Source organism: Flavobacterium sp. LS1R10 (assembly GCF_003968825.1).
Classification (GTDB): Bacteria; Bacteroidota; Bacteroidia; order Flavobacteriales; family Flavobacteriaceae; genus Flavobacterium.
The window spans coordinates 46,305-70,577 of record NZ_RYDH01000008.1 but is presented as its reverse complement, the minus strand read 5'-3'; the positions used below and the strand labels follow the sequence as shown (position 1 = coordinate 70,577).

Below are 24,273 nucleotides of genomic sequence, written 5' to 3'. Positions count from 1 at the left end.
GATTTTACTATACAGATCCAATTAGATGTTTAAGATCCGATATTTGATTTTCCCACAGTAGTGTGGCCTCGTCTACCTCGTCTTTTTCAGCAAAATCTACTACCATTAAAGAAACGTCTTTAGTGAGTTCATCTACTAAAATATGCAATTCAAAAAAGTACTCCGTGTCTTTACTATTCTCGTCGACCCACTTGAATTTTACTTTCTCACCTGCTTTCTTAGAGGCAAGCCTTGCTTTTTCTTCGGAATCCTTCCAAATAAAAGTAAAAAATTCACCACGAGAGTTTACATTATCTGCAAACCATTCAGACAAACCTGATGGAGTAGAGATATACTGATACAATAATTGTGGAGAAGAATTTATGGGAAACTCGATTTCGTAACGTACTTTTTGATCCATGACCTACATTTAATTTTTCGGAAATATATAGAATATAACTACATAAAAAAAGTGTTTTTAAAAATATATTTTTTTATTAAAAATATAGTTGCATCCAATATTTTTATTTTTATATTTGCACCCGCATTCAGGGAAGGTTTTTCCCTAATTATGGCGAGATAGCTCAGTCGGTTAGAGCGCAGGATTCATAACCCTGAGGTCCCGAGTTCAAATCTCGGTCTCGCTACCAAAGCAAAAACCCTAACATCAATATGTTAGGGTTTTTTATTGGAAATAATTCAAAAAACATCGCCCTCTGATTACTCCAGTGCGCACCGAAGTGACGAATTTTATGAATTGAGCTGACAATTCTTTAAGTATGATACAGACACGGCATACATTCAATGTAGTTTTCATGTGTACCTTTTCTGTTTAGTCAAACATCTTAATTTCCAAAGTCCCTTTTGCGATCACAGATGAAAGTTTAGGATCTAAGTACTTTTTCAAAACTTCATTAGAAGAATGCGGTGATACCATTTTAGTTTCGCCTCCCATTGCTCTTGCCATTCAAGTAAAATAGGTTTTCCGAAAAATTTTCAAACGATACACTTTATTAATTCCGGTGCTTTTCCAATAGAATGTACATGATATTGTCGAGAGGTTATATTCGCATTTATCGTAAACTAATTTCCGTTAACGGGATTCTTGTTTACTGTATCAAAATTACTTTTCTGTATGAAAAATACAAAATAAAACCATTAATCCTTGTCAACGGTAGAAAAAAACGTAAACGCAAGGAGGTGCTTGACATCAAAGTGATTTATTAAATTTCTTGTTTATAGGATAAATTTCAAATATCACTAAAAGTGGGTATTGTAAAATCATTGGGAATCTCCTTTATTTACATTTCCGCAATCAAAGCATTCTATTTTGATTTAAAATAAATGTAACGAAACTTTAAATAAAAAAATTTCACCCAAATGTGGAAAACCGTAAAGAAAGAATTGTTTTTGGATGTAGGTTTGAAAAAGTTTAAAAACAACTCACTAAAACAGAAATTGAAGTTAATAGACTAGTAAAAATTAATCCTGCCATCATCAACCTTATTAGAACTTTTGATTTACTGGATAGTGATAATAAGATTGGAAATATTGATTGATATTTAGTCAACGCTTACACTTCTATTTCCCAAATTACAGTTCCTAAACGCTCTCTTATGACCTAACACAAATATTAGTTGATGAACGGTCTAATTTTAAAGCATAACATCTTATAATTCATCAAGTGAAATCTTGGATACCAACAGCTTATTCTTGGATAGGTGAGACTAATATTAACAGCTATTTTCATGAATTTTATTACCGAATTAATCGTTCTCAAAACAAAGACACAATCTTTAATAATTAAATCAAAAGGATGGTGAAATCAGAGAATATTACTCATCAAGAAATACTATGTGATTAAATACCGACCTCAATAAACTTATACCACTAGAGCAGATGTAGAGATCTATTTAAATTTGGGACAATAAAAAAAAGGCATTCAGCCCTAAATTAGAAGACAATTGAAGAGTTCTAGAAACAGAAAAATAATTTTAAAAATGTTGTTTAACTAATACTGCAGGTTTAATTTTATATACATAATGTTTATATAACTTAGGAATACTCTTAGTCATTTACTTTTACTATTATTATCAAAAATCAGTAAAGAATGCAACGTCCCAATAATGAGTATTACAAATCCTTTAATTTTTATTGTTATTTAAAAACCAATCTACAAAATGAAAGAAGTATTGAAAATATTGAAAGTGTAATAGAAAAACATACTTATGTTTACCAACCACCTTATGACGAAGGATTTATTTACGAGATAGTTTCAGGAGCTGTAAAATTAGGAAGTTATTCTGAACAAGGAGAGGAGTTTGTTTACGATATTTTGCACAAAGGTGATTTTTTTGGAAATCTAAGATATCTGAACATGCAGTTCTTTGAATTTTCAAAAACCTTGATAGACACTAAAATAAGAAAATATGAAATTTCTTTTTTTAAAAAAACGATAAGCAACGACCCTTATCTATCGGATTGGTTTTTATCCTATCTTACAAAGCGTTGGTGTATTTCAGAAATGAAAATGGGAAATATTACGGGAAATAAAATTGAAGACAGAATTTCATTTGTAAGGAAGTTTTTCAATATTGAAGTTCATGATGCAAAGGGAGAGCAATTTTTACTTTTCAAGCTATTGACTCAAAAAGATGTGGGTGACCTTTCTGGGGCCACCCGACAAACTATTTCAACCATACTTAAGAAAAAATCAATTTGAAGCTTTGAGAATTCCTGGAAATAGGACTCCATCTTCTGTTTTAAAGTTTAAATCTAGTAATTCACTCACTAATGGAGCTATATCTTCCAGTCCCATTTTTGGCACTTCTTTTCCGGAAGAAATTCCAGCACCCCAAGCTACAAAACCAGTTTCTATTTGCTTGAAATCAGGAAAATAACCATGCGTACCGCCACTTCTTGCAGTGATAACTTTACCCTTAGTAGAAGCTGACATAGTTACACCAGGTATCGGAGCAAGTGCGAGAATAGCATTAGGATCTGCTCCGATGGCATCTAGTTCTGGTCTTTCTACAATGCGAAATAGTTTTTTATAGGAGTTTGGTAAGGAATGCAATTTTTTTCGAATTTTGTCTAAGGTCACTTTATCTTTTTTATCTTTTAACATTAAAAAAGCAGCTGCGCCTGAAGTATGAAATTTTGCTTTCCAGAGTGTCGTGTTTTCTTGCAATAAACCGTCTTCTTTTAGCCATATATTTGGACTTATAGCGGAGTGTATATCAACAAATCCATGATCACCAACGATTATAAAAGTAGTTTCTTCACTAATTTTAGCTCTTTCAGCGGCCTCTTTAATCTTACCAATGGCGCGATCTATTGCTGCAATTGAAGTAAAGACTTTTTCACCATTCCTGCCTTGTTCGTGCTGAAAATGATCTGTTGCAATTAAATGAATGGTCATTAAATTGGGTTTGTACTTTTCAAGTAAATAGGCACCCATTTCCCCTGTACGATCTTCACGGTTTAAATAGTCACCATTAAAGGTAATGGTATCCATTTTTCCTAAAACAGCAAGCTCCATTTCTTTTAAGAGTCCTTTGGGTGTTTCATTATCTTCCATGGGCTTTATTCTCCCATAACTACTATCTAAAGTCCAAACTTCTGGAATGTTATAATCTATTGGCGCACCCACAGAAACAGGCCATATAAGACTTGCACTTGTTTTTCCGGATTTTCGTACGGCATCCCAAAGGGTTTCGGTTTTAATTAAATTGCTTTCCCAATACCAACGTCCTGTTTGTCCTTCTGGTTCAAAAGGGCTATTATAATAAATACCATGAGTCGCTGGATAAGCACCTGTAATTATGGTCGTATGGGAAGGGTAGGTTACGGACGGGAACACACTTCGCACCCCTAATGCATAAGTACCCTCTTTTACCATACTTTTAAGATTGGGTGCTGGCCACTTTTCTTCAAGGTAAAATTCTGGTCGGAAACCATCAATAGAAATTAAAACAACATATTTCGACATTGCTTTATCTTGTGCTTTAACGGCGAAATTAAGTTGTGTAACTAGAAGTAATAAAAGAATTTTTTTCATTTTTAAAGTATTTATTTGATAATTTTAACGAATTGTAACATCATATTCATGGCTTGATATAAAAAGAACTGGGCTTGATTTGCCCAAGTTATTTTTAAAAAACGCTTAATTAAAAAGAGTATCGTACTCCTAATTGCAAACGCCAGGGAGTACCATTGATGGGTTCAGCTGCCACACCTGTGTTAACGTTGTACTGGTAGCTATTAGTTGCCTGGTCAAAACCAGTTGTATTCATTAAATTTGTTGTTCTGCCGAAATTATTATTTCTTCCCCATTCTTTATTTACCAGGTTCATAAAGTTGAAAACGTCAGCCGATAATTCTAAAGCTTGTTTGGTCTTTGGAATTTTAAAACTTTTTAGAAGTCTTAAATCTACTAGGGCTCTAAAAGGGTTCTTTCCGCCGTTACGCTCTGCAAAAGAACCAAAGCTTTCTCTCAAATACTTTTTAAATCCATCTGGAGTTTCTGGGTTATTTAATATTTCGTTGTAGCCATCAATAATGTTTTGAGGAGTATTAGGGTTGTTGGGATCAAAAACATAGGCAATTTCATTGCTTAAATTAAAGTCGCCATTCGTACTTCTGTTACCTCCAGATTGAAAAGAATATCGTGAACCTCCATCTCCAATGATAGTGGCACCTAAAGTAAACCCTTTCCAAGTAGGTGAGGCACCGTTAACAACCAATTTAGTATCAAAGTGATTATCTGAAAACCCATAATTAAGGTCTCTTGGATCTCCAGAGACTGGAAGAAAAGTAGATGTATTTCCCACACAACAATTATAGGATGAATTATCTTTAGAGGTGTTTACTGTGAAGCTAGCATTTACATAACCATCTTTTCCAATTCTTGCAGTTCCTTCCAAAACGAAAGCTAGATTGTCCAAGACTCCATCAGAAGTTAATACTAAAGTTCTTCCTACTTGATCCGAAATTCTAGAGTTGATCCAGTCCGCTCTACCGTTTGAAGGAATAGTATTCGCTGGCACAAAAACCTCTCTTCCTTCATTAGACGTAAGAAAAAATGGCTCAGGAACTAAATTTGCTTCTTGGTAAACATAATTATTAGTAGTATGACTAACAATTGCATTTAATCCTAAGCTGTACCGATCTCCAAAAAAGTGAGTGTAATTAATATTTGCTTTATAAATTGTTGGCACATTAAAATCAGGGCTTACTGCATTTATCGTTGAAAATGGCGTTACTCCTGCTGGTACACCTGGTGCTGTGCTGGGATCATTTCTATACGATGGGAAATTTGGCACAGGCACGTTTGCACCAGTAACATCTATAGCACCTAACAAAGTACCGCTGTTTTGAATATTATTTACTTGCGCATAATAGTGTGGTTGTGCACTAAAAACACCTCCGCCAAGTCTGAAAACATCTTTATTTTCACCCTTTACATTCCATGTCAACTGAAACCTTGGTTGAATATTATTGAAATCTTCTGGTTTTTGATCCGTTCGTATTCCTAGTTCCTCAAACACCAAAGGGTTGAATTCTGCGGAATCTAGAAAAGCCGTTGCATCATAGCGAACTCCAGCACTAAAATTCAAATTCGGATTAATATCAAACTCTACTTGAGCAAAAAGCGATAGATCTAATACCGTTTGTTTTACTAATGAGGACCCTTTTAGTGGAACTTCTCTTGCGTATCTCGAGGGATTTAAATTTTCAAAATCATCTAACGAATCGAAGAAAAACCGACCATTTTGCTCGTTAGATAATTGCGTTTCTAGATAGGTAACTAAATTATCTGTTCCAAAAGTAAAATTATATTTACCAGCGCTAACATAGGTGGTGTTTGCAAATTGGAGTTGCTTTTCCAGATTTGTTTCTGGGGAATAACGCTGACCACCTAATTGTACACTTAAATTTCTATTGTTTCCATTTGGTAAAACGGATTGTACTTGCACTATTGCTCTTGGTATATTTTGTGATGGTAGTTCTGAACTTGGTCCAAAAATACGTTCTGAACGTTGATACTGAACTTTAAGCTCGTTGGTTACACTAGGAGAAAACATAGAGCGTAAGGATAGAAAAGTGCTATTCTCTTGAGAATTAAAATTAGAAAATGATTCTGCAACTTCAATATTTGAGTCATCACTAACGCTAAAAGGATTGTCCCATTTGTTGTAAAGATTTCTAAGCGTTAATCTGTGTTTATCATTAATCTGCCAGTCTAACTTTAAGAATAAGTTGTTTGCTTCAGTAACTCTATCAAATTGCCCTATTTGCTGAGAATTACTTAAGCCATAACTGTCTCTTCCTATTTGTAAAAAACGATCTAAATTTGCCTGCGAAATTCCTAAACGGTTGGCATCGTCATCATTCTGGATATTTGCTATAAATTGCGGATCACCGGCATCTTGTCGTTCATATACCATGAAAAAGTGTAATTTATCTTTTACAATTGGTCCACCCAGACTAAAGCCGTACTGGGAATTGTAGAAGTCTGCATTCCTTTCTTGTCCTTGTATCGTAAATTTACTTTGGAGTGCATCTGCCCTATGATAGAAAAAAGTACTACCACTAAATTCATTAGTTCCCGATTTCGTTACTGAGGTAATAGAACCCCCACCTTGGCGACCTTGTGCAACGTCATAATCATTTGTGGACACTTCAAATTCTCTAATTGCTTCTTGAGAAATGGTATACGGGCCGCCACCAATTTCGCCTGCTGTTAAGGTATTTCTAAAATTAACCCCGTCGATTGTCACATTTGTAGAGGTACGTCTTTGCCCGCCCAAATTAATATCTCCTCCTCCTTGTAATGGAGATAAACTAGTTAACCTTGTGAAGTTTCTACCTTCTGTGGGTAGGTTTTTAATCTGCCCGGCTCCAATTTTTGTTGAAGATCCAATTTGTTGTATTCTTTTAGACAAATTGTTTGAGGATATCACAACTTCATCTAGAGCAGTCGTCGACTCTTGTAAAATGAAATCTACCGTTAAAACGTCACTTAAATTTAAGGTAAAACCTTCCTGAGTTCTCTCCTGATAGACAAAATATTGAGCTATGACCGTATAAGGTCCACCAAGGGGAAGTTGCTGTATTTTGTAACTTCCTTCTTCATTACTAATAGATCCAGTAGTAAATCCGGTAGCATTATTCTTAACAATAATCGTTGCGCCAATTAAAGGCTCGCCATTTAAATCTTTCACAGTTCCCTTAATAGAGGCATTGGTAGCTTGACCGTAAGAGAAAAGCATACCGAAGCAAATTGCCAAGAAGGTAAGACCAAATTTAATTTTTTGTCGGTGATTTTTGTTGTTTAAAAAGTTTTTTGTTTTCATATTTTTAATTTATTGAGCGAAACTATTTTAATATCAATTGAAACACATGTTAAGTTTTAACATGAACCAACATCTTAACTTTGACTTTCATATTTTTTAATACTGTCATCCGAAAGTCTAAAATAAAAAATGTCTGAGAATCTCATATTTTTGTTTTTGCAAAATAAATAATGGTCCTATTCAGACGCAGCAAATACACCAAAAAACCTGTGATTCGACGAATTATTGACTTGGGACCCTGCTGGATGCTTGAATCTTGTGCCAAACAACACAAAAGCTATACAGGGTGCAGTAAGTAAAAGACTTATGATCAATTTGTAGACCTAACTTACGGACAGCTAAATAAATGCTATACTTTGGAAGATATTCACGCTGTAATAGGGGTCAGCGAGACCTTTATTAAGGGTTTATGATAACTGTGAAGGGAATAAAATATTTTGTTTTACATATTAAAAACACTCATGTAAAAGTCTAGAATCCAAAATTTTCAACGAATTAAATAAAATCCATAATAAGTAAATTAACATTCATTAATTTTCATTAATTTAACTTAAACTTTTACTATCAATCGTGCACGAATTTGTACACGATTACTTAATTTTCTAGCTCTGCAACAGTATATAACTTGGTGTTTAATTGATAAAAACATCAAATTCATAACCTTGAGGTCCCGAGTTCAAATCTCGGTCTCGCTACCAAAGCAAAACCCTAACATCAATATGTTAGGGTTTTTTATTGTTTATCCAGTAGACCCCTAAGACCTCAACTACAGGAATGATGTTTTATGCTCCGAAAACAAATAAAAAACAAAAACTTTTTTGGACGCTAACCAGAGCAACATCCGGAATTACACGCTATAAACTACTGATTTTTATATTGGAATACCTGAATTTATAAAACCCGTTCACTTGAATGTTTATAATTATTACCGTTCCAACTGTTATTTTATGTTTCTTTCCAAAAATAAACGGTACTTTAGGGTCACTTTTCTAAGCGTATACACCCAACAATAAAGTCACATCTATAAAGAAAGATATCATTTAGCACTAATAAACATGAATAAAATACAATTAGGATGGATAGGCCTTGGCAACATGGGAAATCCAATGGTTATGAACCTACTCAAAGCCGGTTTTGAAGTATCCGTTTTCAATCGTACCAAAGAGAAAGAAGCACCGTTACTGGCCTCAGGAGCAAAATCAGCAAGCAGTTTGCACGAACTACTGCAAACATGCGACGTAGTTTTGACGATGCTGTCCAACGACGCGGCGGTAAAAGAAGTTTTTGAAGGACCAACAGGTTTATTATCTGAAGCACATCCTGGCAAAACCATCATCAATATGAGTACGGTTGCTCCAGAAACCTTGCGTTATTTAAACACCATTTGCAACCAACATCAGGTACATTTTATAGATGCTCCCGTTTCTGGAAGTGTGAAACCAGCACAAGACGGAACGTTAGTCATTCTTGTTGGGGCTTCGGCTGAAGATTTCGAAATAGCCAAACCCATATTTGAGGTTTTGGGTAAAATTGCGATTCACGTAGGGGAACCTGGCGTAGCAAGTTCTGCTAAATTAGCCATCAATTACCTATTAGGATTAAATCTTCAAGGAGTAGCCGAAACGGTTTTATTTGCCGAGAAAAACGGCGTAAGCAAAGAAGACATGCTCAACATCATCAATCAAGGTGCTTGCGGCAATGGAATTACGAATATTAAAACACCTTCCATTCTGAACGATTCCTATCCTGCTGCATTTGCGTTGAAACATCTGGTCAAAGATTTAAGACTTGCCAAAGAAGCCGGACTCGATTCTCCGTTGATTCATCCTTTGTACGACAGTTATGCCGCAGCAGAGCAAGAAGGATTAGGCGATTTAGATGTGATGGCAATTATCAGTAGTTTAGAAAGTAAATCATTTTAAAACAGTAGTAAACTCAGCGAATAAATCATTGTGTATAATTCGTTTAAATAAAACCAAAAAAAGCTACACCCATAAGATGTAGCTTTTATTATTTAATTGTAAAAATGATATTACTTAATCTTCACCGGAGGCAAGTCGAATGCAGCTGATTCATGTTCAAAACCATTGCGGTGAGAACCATCACAAAAAGGCTTGTTTACCGATAGTCCGCAACGGCAAAGACTCAACGCCGTTCTTCCCTCTAATCCGTATGTTTTTCCTTCGCAGTCTGTTATTTCAAAATCGCCTTCTATTTTTATAGAACCATTGCGATTGATTGTTAATTTTGTCTTGCTCATAATGCAGTTTGATTTTTTTTGAGGCCAAAGATTGCAAAATATATGCTAACGGAGTACAAATTATCTCTCTTTTCTCAACCAAAAGACTAATTTACATTAGTTCTATATTATAAAAATCTAAGGTCCAATACGTGCTAACTGAAAGGTATAAAAATCGTTTTACTGCTACACAAACAGCATTTGCTTAGTATAACTCGCTCTCTGTCCATACCCATTCAATATTAAATTATACCTATCCTGTTATAATTAGCATCATGCCTGGATTTACACTGCTTTCATACATCATACAGCAGACTTTAAGGCAACTATAATGTTGATTTCCTTTTTGTCAACACACTAAAAAACAATACCGTCAAAGCAATTGAGAATAAAATTCCTACTGTGTTAGAAATACTGATATCTAATCCAAAACCTATAGTAGGATCATAACAAAGGTAAGAACCAATGACAGAGCTGATGAAAAAAGCAGGCACTAGAGCTACCATATAGTTAGTTTTTCTTTGGTACAAATACACCGCACCAATCCATAGAGCAATCCCTGCAGTTACTTGATTGGCCCAAGAAAAATACCTCCACAACAATTCAAAATCCATTTTGGTTAAAATAAAGGAGATTACAAAAAGTGGAGTAGCAACCATAAAACGGTTTTTCAACAGCTTTTGATCAATTTTGAAATAATCAGCAATAATCATTCTTGCGGCTCTAAACGATGTATCACCGGAAGTAATTGGTAAAACAATCACCCCTAAAACTGCGATTGTCCCAGCAATAGTCCCTAAGAACGTTACCGAAATTTTATTTACAACAGCAGCTGGACCACCGTTTTCAAGCAACAAACTAAGATCGTTTCCATGAAACAAACTCATTGCTGCTGCAGCCCAAATCATTGCAATAACCGCCTCAACAATCATCATTCCGTAGAAAATTTTTCTACCGTCTTTTTCGTTGTTTATCGTCCTAGAAATTATAGGGGACTGCGTGGCATGAAATCCGGATAAAGCACCACAGGATATAGTCAAAAATATTACCGGATAGTAAGGAATTCCTTTTGGATGCAGATTTTCTAAGGTTAGTTCAGGGATTGGATTCCCAAACATAAACATCCCGATACAAATACCCAAGGCACTTATCAATAGCAAAAAACCTAAAATCGGATATATCTTACCGATCACTTTATCAATAGGCAAAACGGTCGCAATAATATAGTACAGGAAGATTAAGAACACAATAATTAGATAAATGTCTGCATCATTTCCCACTAATTCATTAATCATTTTGGCAGGTGCCGAAACAAATACGGTACCAACTAAAACCAGTAAAAGAAGGGCAAAAAAGTTAACAACGTGACTAAAATACTTGCCCAAAAACCGAGACGCTAATTCCGGTAAATGTGCACCACCGTACCGCATAGAAATCATTCCCGTCAAGTAATCATGCACACCCCCTGCAAAAATGGATCCTAAAACGATCCAGATAAAAGCTGATGGTCCATATAGAGCTCCTAAAATAGGACCGAAAATAGGCCCCACTCCCGCAATATTTAATATTTGTATGAATGAGTTTTTGTTACTACTCATGGGAACAAAATCGACCCCATCAGTAAGTGCATTTGCCGGCGTCGTTTTGTTCTCGTCGATCTTGAAATTTCTCTCTACAAATTTACCGTAGATGATGTAACCAAAAATCAATAAAAAAATTGCAATAATAAAAGTAATCATAGTTTAAATAGTTTAGATCTTTTAAATATATGACATCAAACTTGGTATCCAAGGTAACGCACCAATAATTTAGATTTTTTTAACTAAAACAAACCTATTTACATACTTATTCAGTTTTTTTACGAAAAATGCAATTATAATAGCTCTTATTACGCTTTTTTAAGAATAGCTCAATTATTTTTATTCAAAAGAGAAATAAGGCCTTTCTATATCCTACATATATCCCTACCATTTCACAAAATTAAAATACACTTGCCACTCTTTGTACGAATTGATGTGGTGTGCCAATTTATAAAATACCGAGGTGATACTTATTGTTCTATTTTTACAACAATCTTCATTACAACAGAACCCAGACAAAAATCGTGTGTAATATAGTTTAGCTGGCAGACTTTGGCCAATCTGTATTTCTGCTGGAACCCATATATAAAAATACTTTTGAATTCAAAACTCATTTGAGTACCGCTTCACACATACACTTGGCTCATAGCTCATAAATTCACTGAACCAATCTATTATAATAAAGACTAGAAACAGCATTGTTTCGATCTAAATTGTACATTTGTTGCGTACCGAGTACCTTTTGAGGTGTTCCGATTGTTTACATTCCGGAACCGTACTATGCACCACTTGATTCCTTTGATAAATAATAGTAAAGTTCAATTCTAAATTCTATTTTAAACGCATGAGTATCTTAAAAAAAATAAATGCATTCCGAAGAATTGCAACACAAGGCCTAACTAAAAATATTGGTAATTCACAAAAGAATCAAAAAGTTGATTGGACTCAAAAAGTAGAGATCAAAAGAGTTTTAATTTCCAGACCCAACCACAGATTGGGAAATCTGTTGCTCATTACCCCACTTGTTCAAGATGTAATAGCTACTTTTCCGGACTGCAAGATTGATTTGTTTGTAAAAGGTGGTTTAGCACCAATTGTATTTGAAAAATATACCAATATCGATACCGTAATTGAACTTCCCAAAAAACCATTCAAAAATCTTGTTGAATATTTTAAGGTTTGGATACGAATTAAAAAACAAAAATATGACATTGTCATCAATGTGGATAAAAACTCCTCTTCTGGACGATTATCCGCTCAATTTGCAGATGCCAAATATAAATTTTTTGGAGCGCTTGATAAAGACATATCGTTAAATCATCCCGATTACAAGCATATTGCAAAATACCCGGTATATGAATTCAGAAACTTTTTGACCACTCTGGGATTCCCGGAAAATAAAAATACAGTACCACCGTTAGATCTTAAATTGAGTCTTGCTGAGCATGCTGAAGGTCAAAAAATAGTCCAAGAACTAGTCAAAAATGACAAAGAGACGATTTGCATCTTTACCTATGCAACAGATGACAAATGCTATTCAGAAACCTGGTGGGAAGAATGCTATGAAAGGTTAAAAACAGAATACCAAGAGTATAACATCATTGAGGTTTTACCCGTTGAGAATATTTCCCAAATAGGTTTTAAAGCAACTACATTTTACAGTAAAGACATTCGAGAAATTGCCTCCGTAATTGCAAATACTAAACTTTTTATTGGAGCTGATAGTGGGATCATGCATTTAGCCAGTTCAGCCCTAACACCAACAATTGGACTTTTTTCACGAGAAAATCAAAACATATATGCGCCTTATGGTACTAACAGTAGTGCAGTAAATACGAATACCAGCAGCACGCAGGAATTAATCAACGTGATAAATAGTATCTTGCTTAAACCTAATTATTCCGCAGAATCAAAATTATAAAACAATTACTTCAAGATACATTAATTGAATATAAAACTACCTGATTCCCTTTTTTGAAGCCATTGCAGACAGTAAACTTAGTCTACTTTGTGGACAGTCACCTAAAATTAAAACCGCTTAATTCTATTTAACACTATGAAAACCAAATTTTTAGCCACACTATTATTCACTTTTACCTGTACATCAAGTATTTATGCGCAAAACACTAATTCCTTTTCCCTGAAATTAGATCATATTGCCCTTTCCGTAAAAGACCTAGACCGATCGGTTGATTTCTACAAGAATATTTTACATCTTTCAGAAATCACAAACCTTACAAAAAAAGAAGGCATTCGTTGGGTTTCTTTAGGTGACGGAAAAGAATTACATCTCGTATCTACGATTAAAGAACCTGTAAAAATCAATAAAGCAGTCCACTTAGCCTTTAAATCAGTGAACTTTGACGCATTGATTTCGGCATTAAAAACCCTAAACATTACCTATTCAGATTGGCCGGGCACACTTGATAAAATTACTGTTCGAGCTGATGGTATCAAACAAATCTACATTCAGGATCCTGATGGATATTGGATTGAAATAAATAGTGAAGCACTTCCTAAATAATTAAGCCCTAAAAATACCAAAGCCTTTTCAGTTACCTGAAAAAGCTTTGGTATTTTATAATTTTTTTAAAAAGCGCTTTACTGCAACACTCGATTTATTTGAGTAAAGTTTTTTTCATAATATTTTTCTTTTGTAGAGGAAATGATAACACCACTGCTCACTGAGGCGTGAATGAATTTTATCTCTCCTTCACAAACTTCTACAACCATCCCTACATGATTAATTTGGCGCCTTCCATTTGTCTTAAAGAAAATCAAATCCCCTTTTTTAGCTTCTTCCGTATTAATCTTTGTTCCAAAACTGGATTGAGCTATTGATGTTCTTGGCAACTTAATATCAAATGCCTCAAAAGTAGTACACATCAAGCCAGAACAGTCAAACCCAGATTTTGTGGTTCCGCCCATCCGGTATCTGGTTCCTATATTTTCGGAGGCATGCTCAATCAATTGATCTAGAAAATCATGATTAAAAACAGGCTTGGTAAACGGGTGTAATTCCGGTTTAGTTTGCGCAATAATACCATTACCCTCAGCATTATTATTCTCTAATAGTACACGAGGAGACTGAATCATTAACTTGTACCCTATGGGAAGTTTTCTTTTTACATCTGGATTTTGTTTCTCTAATTCCTTAACCGTAATCCCATACTGTTTTGCAATAGAATATTTAGTTTCTTTAGGCATCACTTCCCGCACAATAATTTGTAAATCATCCTTTTCTTCGCCCTCCGTTGATAGTACGGGTACATCATTTTTTGACTGCAAAACTACGGTTGTTGTGATTTCCGGCCCAACAGGATCAACAGATAAACTGGCTTTAGGTACTGCTGTTTGTACCTTAATCTCTTCCTGCAATACTACAGCTGTTTGAGTAACGGGTAACTGAGTCCCGGGAATATTGATTTTTTGTCCTACCCGAAGTGGTTTAACGCCTATTGCAGGATTGGCTTTGTCTAATTCACCAATGGTGATTCCGTACTGTTTTGCAATGGAATATTTGGTTTCTTTTGATAAAACTTCCCGTATCAAAATTTCAGAAATTTGTTTATTAGTTGCTTCAGTGTCTAGGACTATTTCTGGTGTAAAAGTTGCTTTTTTAGATGGAGAAACAACCACTTTTGAGGTTACAACTGCGGTTCCCGGAATGGTAATTTTTTGTCCTATTTGGAGTCCTTTAGCTTCTAGTTCAGGATTGGATTGGTTTAATTCTGCCAGAGATATTCCGTATTCCTTTGCAATTCCGTACGGAGTTTGTTTAGCGAGTACTTCGTGCTCTTTAGTAGCATATTTTAAGGGAGTATTCGTTTTTGTAGTGTTTTTTTTTAGACCTATAATTGGAATTAACAATACTGAATTAAGCTTTAAAAGATTTTTGGCTTTAGGATTTAGTTTGTAAATGGCGCTTTGTTTCACTTCATAGCGCTCAGCAATACTCGATATTGTTTCCCCTTTTACGATGGTATGTTTTATAATTTTTTCCTGTGAAAAAAGAACTATACTATTAAATAAAAAAAACGCTACAATTACTCTTACACTCATACTCTTCTCTTTCAAATTACTTATCCTATGTATTCCTCAAAAGCGATTTCGGGATATAATTATTAAATTTCGCTTTGGTTTATTTGCTTATATTTTTTCTATTTATAAAAAAGTGTGAAAAAACACCTTTTTTATAAAAAAAACCTGATTCTGTGTTTGTAAAATTTTGAATGATCTTATTCTAATTCATCGCAAGAACTCAAAAAGGAATCTTACAATACTATGGTACTACTGATCTAAAAAACAAGCCACTTAATGGAGTGCGAATCAGTATTACTAGCCGAAAAAAATCGATGAATTTTATTTCACAAAAAAGCTAATATAAGTCTTATAACTTAAGGACTTCTCTTTTTTTTAACTTTTAACGTCCAAAAAGAACATTTCACACCTTTTTTGTAATTTTTTAATGTTTTTTTGAGTAAAATCTATTCTTTATTCAAAATAACAACACTGTTAGTTTGTCATAGCCCTGATGGAAGTGGAAAGCCTTTTGAAGTGAAATTACATTTTTTTTAGATAAAAAGAGCGACCAAAGGAAGCTCCTTTTTATCGTTAAAAAAAAGAAATTTCACGAAAAAGCTTGAAACGGAGAGCAGGAAATAGCTCCAAAAAAAACTCCCAAGTTTCCTTGAGAGTTTTGAAATAAATTATTTAAATGCTTATGCTTTTCCGGCAGCAGCAATCAAGTTTAATGCTGAACCTGCAATGAACCAACCAATTTGTCCTGCGTTGTACGTGTGGTTTGCCAAGATAATATCTTTAGTTCCATCAGCGTGAACAAATTCTAATGTTAATGGTTTTCCCGGAGCAAAATCAATTAAGTCTGTGAAGTTGATGGTGTCATCTTCCTGGATTTTATCGTAATCCGCTTCAGTAGCAAATGTCAATCCTAAAAGGCCTTGTTTTTTAAGGTTTGTTTCATGGATACGAGCAAATGATTTTACCAATACAGCTTTCACACCTAAGAAACGCGGCTCCATGGCTGCATGTTCACGAGAAGATCCTTCTCCATAATTGTGATCGCCCACAACAATCGAAGGAACACCTGCCGCTTTGTAAGCACGCGCTACAGCCGGAACTGCATCGTAAGTACCAGTCAACTGATTTTTAACGGTATTGGTTTTTTGGTTGAATGCATTGATGGCACCAATCAACATATTATTAGAGATGTTATCTAAATGCCCACGGAAACGCAACCATGGCCCAGCCATAGAAATGTGATCTGTAGTACATTTTCCAAAAGCTTTGATCAATAATTTAGCCCCTGTAATATTTTTTCCATCCCAAGGCAAAAACGGAGCTAACAATTGCAAGCGCTCTGAAGTTCCACTCACAGAAACCTGAACTCCTGAACCATCAACAGCTGGCGCTTGAAAACCTGGATCTTCGGCATCAAATCCTTTTGGAGGTAATTCATTTCCTGTTGGCGCATCCAGCATTACTTCTTCCCCATTTTCATTAATTAAGGTATCCGTCAATGGGTTGAAACCCAGATCTCCGGCAATAGCCAAAGCGGTTACCAATTCAGGAGAGCCTACAAATGCCAAAGTGTTTGGATTTCCATCGGCACGTTTGGAGAAGTTACGATTGAAAGAGTGAACGATAGTGTTGCGCTCTTCTTTTTCAGCTCCTTCTCTATCCCACATTCCGATACACGGACCGCAAGCGTTCGCAAAAACTGTTGCTCCCATTTTATCGAAAATATCGATAAATCCGTCACGTTCTATGGTATAACGAACTACTTCAGATCCTGGAGTAATGGTAAATTCAGATTTTATTTTTAAATTTTTATCTGTAACTTGTTTTGCCAATGAAGCAGCACGAGCGATATCTTCGTAGGAAGAGTTGGTACAAGAACCTATCAAACCTACTTCAATTTTCAAAGGCCAGTTATTTTTGATTGCTTCTTCTTTCATTTTAGAAATTGGAGTAGCTAAATCAGGGGTATAAGGACCGTTTAAATGGGGTTCTAATTCGTCTAAGTTGATTTCGATTACTTGGTCAAAATACAATTCTGGATTTGCATAAACTTCAGCATCACCTGTTAAGTACGGTGCAATTTTATCCGCTGCATCTGCTACATCAGCTCTATTAGTAGAACGCAAATAACGCCCCATGGAAGCGTCATAACCAAATGTAGAAGTAGTAGCACCAATTTCGGCACCCATATTACAGATAGTTCCTTTTCCAGTACAAGACATGGAAGTTGCTCCTTCGCCAAAATACTCCACGATAGCACCTGTCCCACCTTTTACAGTAAGAATACCGGCTACTTTAAGGATTACGTCTTTTGGCGCTGTCCAACCGGAAAGTTTTCCAGTTAATTTTACTCCAATTAATTTAGGAAATTTTAATTCCCAAGCCATTCCTGACATCACATCAACCGCATCAGCACCTCCAACACCAATGGCTACCATTCCTAAACCTCCTGCATTAACAGTATGAGAATCAGTACCGATCATCATTCCGCCTGGGAATGCATAATTTTCAAGCACTACCTGGTGAATAATTCCGGCTCCTGGTTTCCAGAAACCAATTCCGTATTTATTAGATACTGAAGAAAGGAATTCAAACACTTCATTACTTTGTGTTTTTGCTCTGGCCAAATCAGTTACTGCATCCACTTTTGCCTGGATCAAGTGATCACAATGCACTGTTGTAGGAACCGCTACTTTAGTTTTACCGGCATGCATGAACTGCAATAATGCCATTTGAGCGGTTGCATCTTGACAAGCTACTCTGTCTGGAGCAAAATCAACATAATCAGCACCTCGGGTAAAAGCTTGTGAAGGCATTCCATCCCAAAGGTGATTGTACAATATTTTCTCCGTTAATGTAAGCGGATGGCCAACTATTTCGCGTGCTTTATCAACACGAGTAGTCATGTTGTCATACACTTTTTTAATCATTTCAATATCAAAAGCCATATCTAATTATTTTCTGTTATTATATTTTAGAACCACAAGGTACAAAAAAATGAAGACCTATTAAAATAAAAAAAGCCTGAGTCTGTCGAAAGACCCAAGCTTTTTAATAGTATTAACAAAAATTAATTATTACCTAACCAATAACTTATGAGATGGTGCAAACTGCGTTAGATTTATACCTTTTACTGCAGCTTTGTATTCCTCAAGAGTTGGGGTTCTGCCTAAAATTGTAGACAACACAACAACCGGTGTTGATGAAAGTAACGATTCTCCTTTTTTACCTTCCGTATCTTCAACAACTCTTCCTTGGAAAAGGCGAGTAGATGTTGCCATTACAGTATCTCCTTTTGCTGCTTTTTCTTGGTTACCCATACATAAATTACAGCCTGGACGCTCTAGGTATAGAATATTTTCATATCCTGTACGTGCCTCGCCTTTAGGAGCATTATCATCAAATTCAAAACCAGAATACTTTTGTAAAACTTCCCAGTCTCCTTCAGCTTTAAGTTCATCTACAATATTATAAGTAGGAGGCGCAACAACAAGCGGTGCTTTAAACTCTACTTTACCGTGTTGCTCATCTATATTTTTTAGCATTTGAGAAAGAATCTTCAAATCGCCTTTGTGTACCATACAAGATCCTACAAAACCAAGATCTACTTTTTTTACACCACCGTAAAAAGAAAGTGGCCTAATGGTATCGTGCGTATAACGCTTAGAAACATCCGCGTTATTTACGTCTGGATCTGCAATCATAGGCTCAGCAACGATATCTAAATCGATTACAACTTCCGCAAAATATTTTGCATTAGCATCCGGTATCAAAGCTGGTTTATCACCTGATCTGATGGCTGCGATTCTATTATTAGCGATAGCAATTAATCCTTTAAGAACTTGGTTCTCGTTATCCATTCCTTTGTCAATCATGATCTGGATTCTGCCTTTGGCAATCTCTAATGATTCGATCAAAGTATCATCCTCAGAAATACAAATAGAAGCTTTCGCCTTCATTTCTGCAGTCCAATCTGTAAAAGTAAAGGCCTGATCGGCAGTGAGTGTTCCTAAATGAACCTCAATAATTCGTCCTTGAAATACATTCTCTCCACCAAATTGCTTCAGCATTTGAGATTGGGTAGCATGAACAACATCACGGAAATCCATATATTCTTTCATATCCCCTTTGAAGGTAACTTTTACTGATTCCGGAATTGGCATTGAAGCTTCACCCGTAGCTAGTGCAAGTGCAACTGTCCCCGAATCAGCCCCAAAGGCAACCCCTTTAGACATTCTGGTATGAGAGTCACCGCCAATAATAATCGCCCACTCATCAACAGTAATATCATTAAGAACCTTGTGAATCACATCAGTCATTGCGTGATAGTTTCCTTTAGGGTCACGAGCTGTAATCAAACCAAAGTCATTCATGAACTTCATCAATCTTGGAATGTTTGCTTTGGATTTATTATCCCAAACTGATGCTGTATGACAACCGGATTGGTATGCACCATCAACAATTGGAGAAATCACAGTAGCAGCCATAGACTCTAATTCCTGAGAAGTCATTAAGCCTGTAGTATCTTGCGAACCTACTATGTTTACTGTAACGCGCACATCAGAACCTGCATGTAAAACTTTACCTGGTGTTGAACCAACTGCATTTTTATTAAATATTTTTTCTACAGCGGTAAGACCTTGTCCTTCAATAGAAATTTCTTTTGACGGAGCAAATACCGATACGATATCAATTCCTAAAGTCTTTGATGCAAAAGTTTGTAGTTTTTTTCCAAATACAATAGCGTAAGATCCACCCGCTTTAATAAATTCCATTTTCTGAGGCGTAAATGCCTTAGAAATATCAATTAATTCTTTATCGCCGTTATAGAGCTTCTTAGTTTTTGTATTTATGGTCAGCACTGTTCCTGTTGCAATAGAATAAACTTCTTCCAAAATAGGCTCACCATTTTCATTGCGGACTACCGTTCCATTTGCATCTGTTTTCTTAACCCAGTTTTGAAGATCCAGACCAATACCACCCGTCACATCAACAGTAGTAAGGAAAATTGGGGAAATACCGTTAGTTCCAGCAACAATTGGAGCTATGTTTATGAATGGGACATAAGGACTTGCTTTTTTACCTGTCCAAAGAGCCACATTATTCACTCCTGACATCCTTGAAGAGCCTACACCCATAGTTCCTTTTTCGGCAATCAACATAACACTTTTGTCTGGGTGTTGCGCTTGAAGCGCTTTAATTTCATCTTGAGCTTCAGGCGAAATCAAACATTTTCCGTGTAGCTCACGATCAGAGCGTGAATGCGCTTGGTTACCCGGAGAAAGTAAATCTGTCGAAATATCTCCTTCACCAGCAACATAGGTAACAACCTGAATTTCCTCAACTACCCCTGGCAGCTTAGTAAAGAATTCCGCCTTAGCGTAACTCACTAAAATTTCCTTTGCAAACGCACTACCGTTTTTAAATGCCGCCTCTAAGCGATCGGTATCAGCCTCATAAAGAAATACTTGTGTCTTTAGAACTTCTGCCGCCACTTTTGCAATTGTGATTTCATTTCCTAAAGCTAAGTCAAGCAAAACTTTGATTGAAGGACCACCTTTCATCTGTGATAATAACTCTAATGCAAAAGCTGGTGTTATTTCATTCACTACTGATTCACCAAGAACAATCTCCTTCAAAAAAGACGCTTTTACGCCAGCTGCAGGTGTTGTCCCAGGAACCGTATTATAAATAAAAAACGAAATTGAATCCTTGCGATTTGCGTTATTTGAATCTTTAATTTGCATAATGATTTCGCTTACTAAATCAGCGCTATCAATTGGCTTTGGATTAAGTCCCTGAGTTTTTCTGTCTTCGATTTCTTTCAGATAATCGTTATAAATGTTCATAGTAAATTGTTTTCAATGTTAAAAGCTATTTATTTTAATGTACTCAAAATTAAAAGCCATGATGCGTAGTTTTTATTCGCGTCGCAAATTTAGCTCTTTAAGATGATATTTAAAAAAAATTAATAGATGTGGTTTTTTCAAATGATATTATTACTAAATACTGATTTTTACCCTTTATAATTAAATAATTTTAAAAAATTTAACTATAAACTGATTAATCCCTAAAGAATTAATTACATTCTAACTAGTATCAGATCATAAAAACCATTATAACTAAGAAAACGTTGTAGTTCCTGTCTGAAAATAAGAACCGAGTACCAAAAAAAAGTCAAACCAACTTAGCAATTATCATTTCTTCGGTAATTCCTTCGGCATCTGCTTTGTAATTTTTAATAATTCGATGGCGTAAAATCCCGGTGGCTACCGCTTTCACATCTTCAATATCCGGCGAAAATTTTCCATTGAAAGCAGCGTTGGCTTTGGCTGCCAAAATCAAATTTTGAGATGCTCGGGGCCCCGCTCCCCAATCGAGATAGTTTTTTACAAACTCATTTGATAATGGATTTTCAGGACGAGTTTTACTCACTAATGTCACCGCATATTCAATTACATTATCAGCCACGGGAATTCTGCGAATCAAATGTTGAAAATCAATAATTTCTTGTGCAGTAAATAATGGATTGATCGTGTTTTTGATGTCTGATGTCGTGCGTTTTACTACTTGAACTTCCTCTGCAAAAGAAGGATATTCCAGCTTTATAGCAAACATAAACCGATCCAATTGAGCTTCAGGCAAAGGATATGTTCCTTCTTGTTCTATTGGGTTTTGCGTGGCCAAAACAAAATAAGGCAAGGCTAACTTGTAATTCTCCCCAGCAATAGTAACAGCGCGCTCCTGCATGGCTTCCAGCAAGGCTGCCTGCGTTTTGGGTGGTGTTCGGTTTATCTCATCTGCCAGAACAATATTAGAAAAAATAGGCCCTTTTATAAATTTAAATTGACGGTTCTCCTCTAATATTTCACTGCCCAAAATATCAGAGGGCATCAAATCCGGTGTAAACTGAATTCTTTTAAAATCAAGACCTAATGCTTGTGCCAGCGTATTTACCATTAATGTTTTAGCTAATCCAGGCACTCCTACTAACAAAGCATGTCCCCCAGAAAAAATACAAAGCAAAATTTGATCTACTACAGCATCCTGTCCCACTATGATTTTTGCGATTTCCTTTTTCAGCTCATTCCTTTTTTGAACTAGGTTGTGTATTGCTGCTACGTCTGACATTTATAAAAATTTAAAATTAAAAAAGAGTTAGCGTTATGAAATCATAAAACTAACTCTTTTTATTTATTTTATTGAAAAAAAAATGTTTGCGATTCCTCTCACATAAGTAAGTCGAAAGTTTAAAAGTCGTAAAGTCAAAAGAATTAACTTTAAGTAAAACAGCTTTAAATCAGATTTTTACATGATTTTATCCTGATTTTAAAATACGACATTATACCATGGTTATTACTTAATGTGTTCTTGTGGTAAATTATTTCTTTATCCAGTTGTTTGTAAAAGCACAATCTCTGTATTCTCCAATGATTTTGATATACGTTTCTTTAATTTTATCTCCAAACCATTTCCCAATAGCTGTAATTTGCTTGTCTTTCAAAGCTAAATCTTTAATTTTGATGTAATCATTTGCGTAATCAGCAGTATGCTCTTCTATTCTATTGGTCACGGTAATCAATTTGAATTTCTTTTTACCTTCTTCACCTTGGTCTAAAATGGGAAGTGAAATCTCGCCTTCTTTCAAATTTGACACTTGACTGTAAAAAGCGGGGTCCATTTTCGTCAATTCAAAACGGGTATCTTGCGTTTTTGGATTAATCAATGCGCCTCCATTGGCTCTTGTTTCTTTCTCGTCAGATAAAGTTCTTGCTGCTTCCTCAAAAGTAATTTCTTTATCTTCGATTCTTTTTCTGATCAAAGTGATTTTTTCTTTAGCTTCATTCAAAGCTTCCTCTGTTACAGTTGGACTCAATAATATGTGACGCAATTCTACTTCTTGTCCTTTTATCTTTTCTATGTAAATAATGTGAAACCCAAAATCAGTTTCAAAAGGAGCGGATATCTCTCCCTCAGCCAGACTGAAAGCTACTTCTTTAAACTCTTTTACAAAAGGGGTCTTCCTATTCATTTTATAATAGCCTCCATTTGCTCTTGAACCGGGATCTTGAGAATACAATACGGCTTTAGTTGAAAAGCTAGATCCTTCTAATATTTCTTTTTTAAACAAATTCAATCGATCAATTACCTTTTGTTTATCGGCAGCTGAAACTTTGGGAGTAATTATAATTTGTGACACTTCCATTTCTGCTCCAAAAAAAGGAAGATCAGCGGCAGGTATCTTTTTAAAGAAATTACGAACTTCTTCCGGTGTAATTTCTACTGCTTCAATAATTTTCTTCTGCATTTCTGACGTGAGCTTATTCTCTTTTAGAATATCTGAGAAATAGGTTCTGAATTCTTCTTCCGAATCTTTTTTATAATACTCCACCACTTTTTCCAGCGACCCGATTTGCTCTGTCATATAGCTCAATCGTTCTTCCATCATACCTTTTACTTCGGCATCAGTCACTACGATACTATCCTGAATGGCTTGGTGCGCATACAATTTATCTTCTAATAACTTCCCTAACATTTGGCATCTTGTAATGTCTTTTACAGAACCTCCCTGACTAGAAATTTCAAGATATGACTTGTCAATATCCGAATCTAATATAATATAATCTCCTACGGTACCAATAACCCCATCAATTTTTTGCTTCCCAGTAGATTGCGTTTTTTTAATAGGAACGATTACAGTATCCTTAATGATTTCTTGTGCCTGTAAAAGGCCACTTGAAAATAGCAAAAGAAAAAAAGGAAGAACAATTTTATTAATAATTTTCATTTGTATGTGTTTTATTGGCATTTTTCTAGTTTATTTTTATAATGAAGGATTTATATTCCCGACTTTAAAGTATGGCTTGTAAAAGCAATATTAATTTTTGCCAAATATACACTTTTAAGCTTCAGGAAATGAATTGCATTTGCATTCCAAATTACTTCCTTTTTTTTAAATTTAAAAGAGACAAAAATAACAATTCAATTATATAATACAAGTTTCCGTACTACTATTAACAAAAATTTATACACCCAATTATTCCCTGTTTGTTTCCGCTTCTAAATCCTAAAAAAG

Annotated in this window: 15 protein-coding genes, 1 tRNA gene and 1 pseudogene; 6 read left to right on the top strand and 11 right to left on the bottom strand. The window is 35.3% G+C overall.

From position 1 onward, the window contains the following. Nucleotides 1-7 precede the first annotated feature (7 nt). Nucleotides 8-400 (bottom strand): START-like domain-containing protein, encoded by a 393-nt coding sequence (locus EKL96_RS13210; RefSeq protein WP_126463160.1) that lies wholly within the window; start codon nt 398-400, stop codon nt 8-10. A 152-nt stretch (nt 401-552) separates the two neighbouring features. Here EKL96_RS13210 and EKL96_RS13205 point away from each other — a divergent pair. Then, a tRNA-Met gene (locus tag EKL96_RS13205) sits at nt 553-629 on the top strand. A gap of 182 nt (nt 630-811) precedes the next feature. Here the strand turns inward: EKL96_RS13205 and EKL96_RS14605 are convergent. After that, nucleotides 812-946, bottom strand: a complete 135-nt coding sequence (locus EKL96_RS14605; RefSeq protein ID WP_255416384.1) for a hypothetical protein — start codon at nt 944-946, stop codon at nt 812-814. A 648-nt stretch (nt 947-1,594) separates the two neighbouring features. On the opposite strand from EKL96_RS14605, the pseudogene EKL96_RS14340 reads away from it, so the two are divergent. Further along, nucleotides 1,595-1,786 (top strand): annotated as a pseudogene (locus tag EKL96_RS14340) (IS1595 family transposase); the annotation flags it as partial. 303 nt (nt 1,787-2,089) lie between these two features. Continuing rightward, the gene (locus tag EKL96_RS13195) at nt 2,090-2,701 is read left to right on the top strand and encodes a Crp/Fnr family transcriptional regulator (protein ID WP_126463158.1); all 612 of its coding nucleotides are present in this window, start codon (nt 2,090-2,092) and stop codon (nt 2,699-2,701) included. Here the strand turns inward: EKL96_RS13195 and EKL96_RS13190 are convergent. After that, nucleotides 2,693-4,039, bottom strand: a complete 1,347-nt coding sequence (locus EKL96_RS13190; protein WP_126463156.1) for an alkaline phosphatase family protein — start codon at nt 4,037-4,039, stop codon at nt 2,693-2,695. The two genes, EKL96_RS13195 and EKL96_RS13190, sit on opposite strands and share 9 nt — an antisense overlap. A 109-nt stretch (nt 4,040-4,148) precedes the next feature. Further along, complete coding sequence (locus EKL96_RS13185) at nt 4,149-7,337, bottom strand: TonB-dependent receptor (RefSeq protein WP_126463154.1); 3,189 nt, start codon at nt 7,335-7,337, stop codon at nt 4,149-4,151. Between the two features lie 1,055 nt (nt 7,338-8,392). On the opposite strand from EKL96_RS13185, the gene EKL96_RS13180 reads away from it, so the two are divergent. Then, nucleotides 8,393-9,259, top strand: coding sequence for an NAD(P)-dependent oxidoreductase (locus EKL96_RS13180; RefSeq protein WP_126463152.1), 867 nt, complete (start codon nt 8,393-8,395; stop codon nt 9,257-9,259). 110 nt (nt 9,260-9,369) lie between these two features. On the opposite strand, the gene EKL96_RS13175 is transcribed toward EKL96_RS13180, so the two are convergent. Both EKL96_RS13175 and EKL96_RS13170 read right to left on the bottom strand, forming a co-directional pair. After that, entirely contained in the window at nt 9,370-9,597 is a 228-nt protein-coding gene (locus EKL96_RS13175; RefSeq protein ID WP_126463150.1) for a CDGSH iron-sulfur domain-containing protein, read from the bottom strand. Nucleotides 9,598-9,902: 305 nt separating this feature from the next. Beyond that, nucleotides 9,903-11,315 carry a carbon starvation protein A gene (locus EKL96_RS13170; protein WP_126463148.1) on the bottom strand — a complete coding sequence of 471 codons (1,413 nt, stop codon included), beginning with the start codon at nt 11,313-11,315 and terminating at the stop codon, nt 9,903-9,905. 685 nt (nt 11,316-12,000) lie between these two features. Here EKL96_RS13170 and EKL96_RS13165 point away from each other — a divergent pair. Together EKL96_RS13165 and EKL96_RS13160 are read left to right on the top strand one after the other, a co-directional pair. Then, nucleotides 12,001-13,077, top strand: coding sequence for a glycosyltransferase family 9 protein (locus tag EKL96_RS13165; protein ID WP_126463146.1), 1,077 nt, complete (start codon nt 12,001-12,003; stop codon nt 13,075-13,077). Nucleotides 13,078-13,212: 135 nt separating this feature from the next. Continuing rightward, the gene (locus EKL96_RS13160) at nt 13,213-13,680 is read left to right on the top strand and encodes a VOC family protein (RefSeq protein WP_126463144.1); all 468 of its coding nucleotides are present in this window, start codon (nt 13,213-13,215) and stop codon (nt 13,678-13,680) included. A gap of 77 nt (nt 13,681-13,757) precedes the next feature. Here the strand turns inward: EKL96_RS13160 and EKL96_RS13155 are convergent, their stop codons facing one another. The 5 genes from EKL96_RS13155 to EKL96_RS13135 all read right to left on the bottom strand — a co-directional run bounded on the left by EKL96_RS13155 (nt 13,758) and on the right by EKL96_RS13135 (nt 24,006). Further along, nucleotides 13,758-15,218, bottom strand: a complete 1,461-nt coding sequence (locus EKL96_RS13155; RefSeq protein WP_126463142.1) for a peptidoglycan endopeptidase — start codon at nt 15,216-15,218, stop codon at nt 13,758-13,760. A gap of 659 nt (nt 15,219-15,877) precedes the next feature. Further along, nucleotides 15,878-18,145 carry an aconitate hydratase gene (locus tag EKL96_RS13150; RefSeq protein WP_126463140.1) on the bottom strand — a complete coding sequence of 756 codons (2,268 nt, stop codon included), beginning with the start codon at nt 18,143-18,145 and terminating at the stop codon, nt 15,878-15,880. 129 nt (nt 18,146-18,274) lie between these two features. Beyond that, nucleotides 18,275-21,046, bottom strand: a complete 2,772-nt coding sequence (locus tag EKL96_RS13145; protein WP_126463138.1) for a bifunctional aconitate hydratase 2/2-methylisocitrate dehydratase — start codon at nt 21,044-21,046, stop codon at nt 18,275-18,277. Between the two features lie 328 nt (nt 21,047-21,374). Further along, nucleotides 21,375-22,328, bottom strand: coding sequence for an AAA family ATPase (locus EKL96_RS13140; RefSeq protein ID WP_126463136.1), 954 nt, complete (start codon nt 22,326-22,328; stop codon nt 21,375-21,377). A gap of 250 nt (nt 22,329-22,578) precedes the next feature. Next, a complete protein-coding gene (locus EKL96_RS13135; protein WP_126463134.1) occupies nt 22,579-24,006 on the bottom strand; it encodes a peptidylprolyl isomerase in 1,428 nt (475 codons plus the stop codon). Nucleotides 24,007-24,273: the final 267 nt, after the last annotated feature.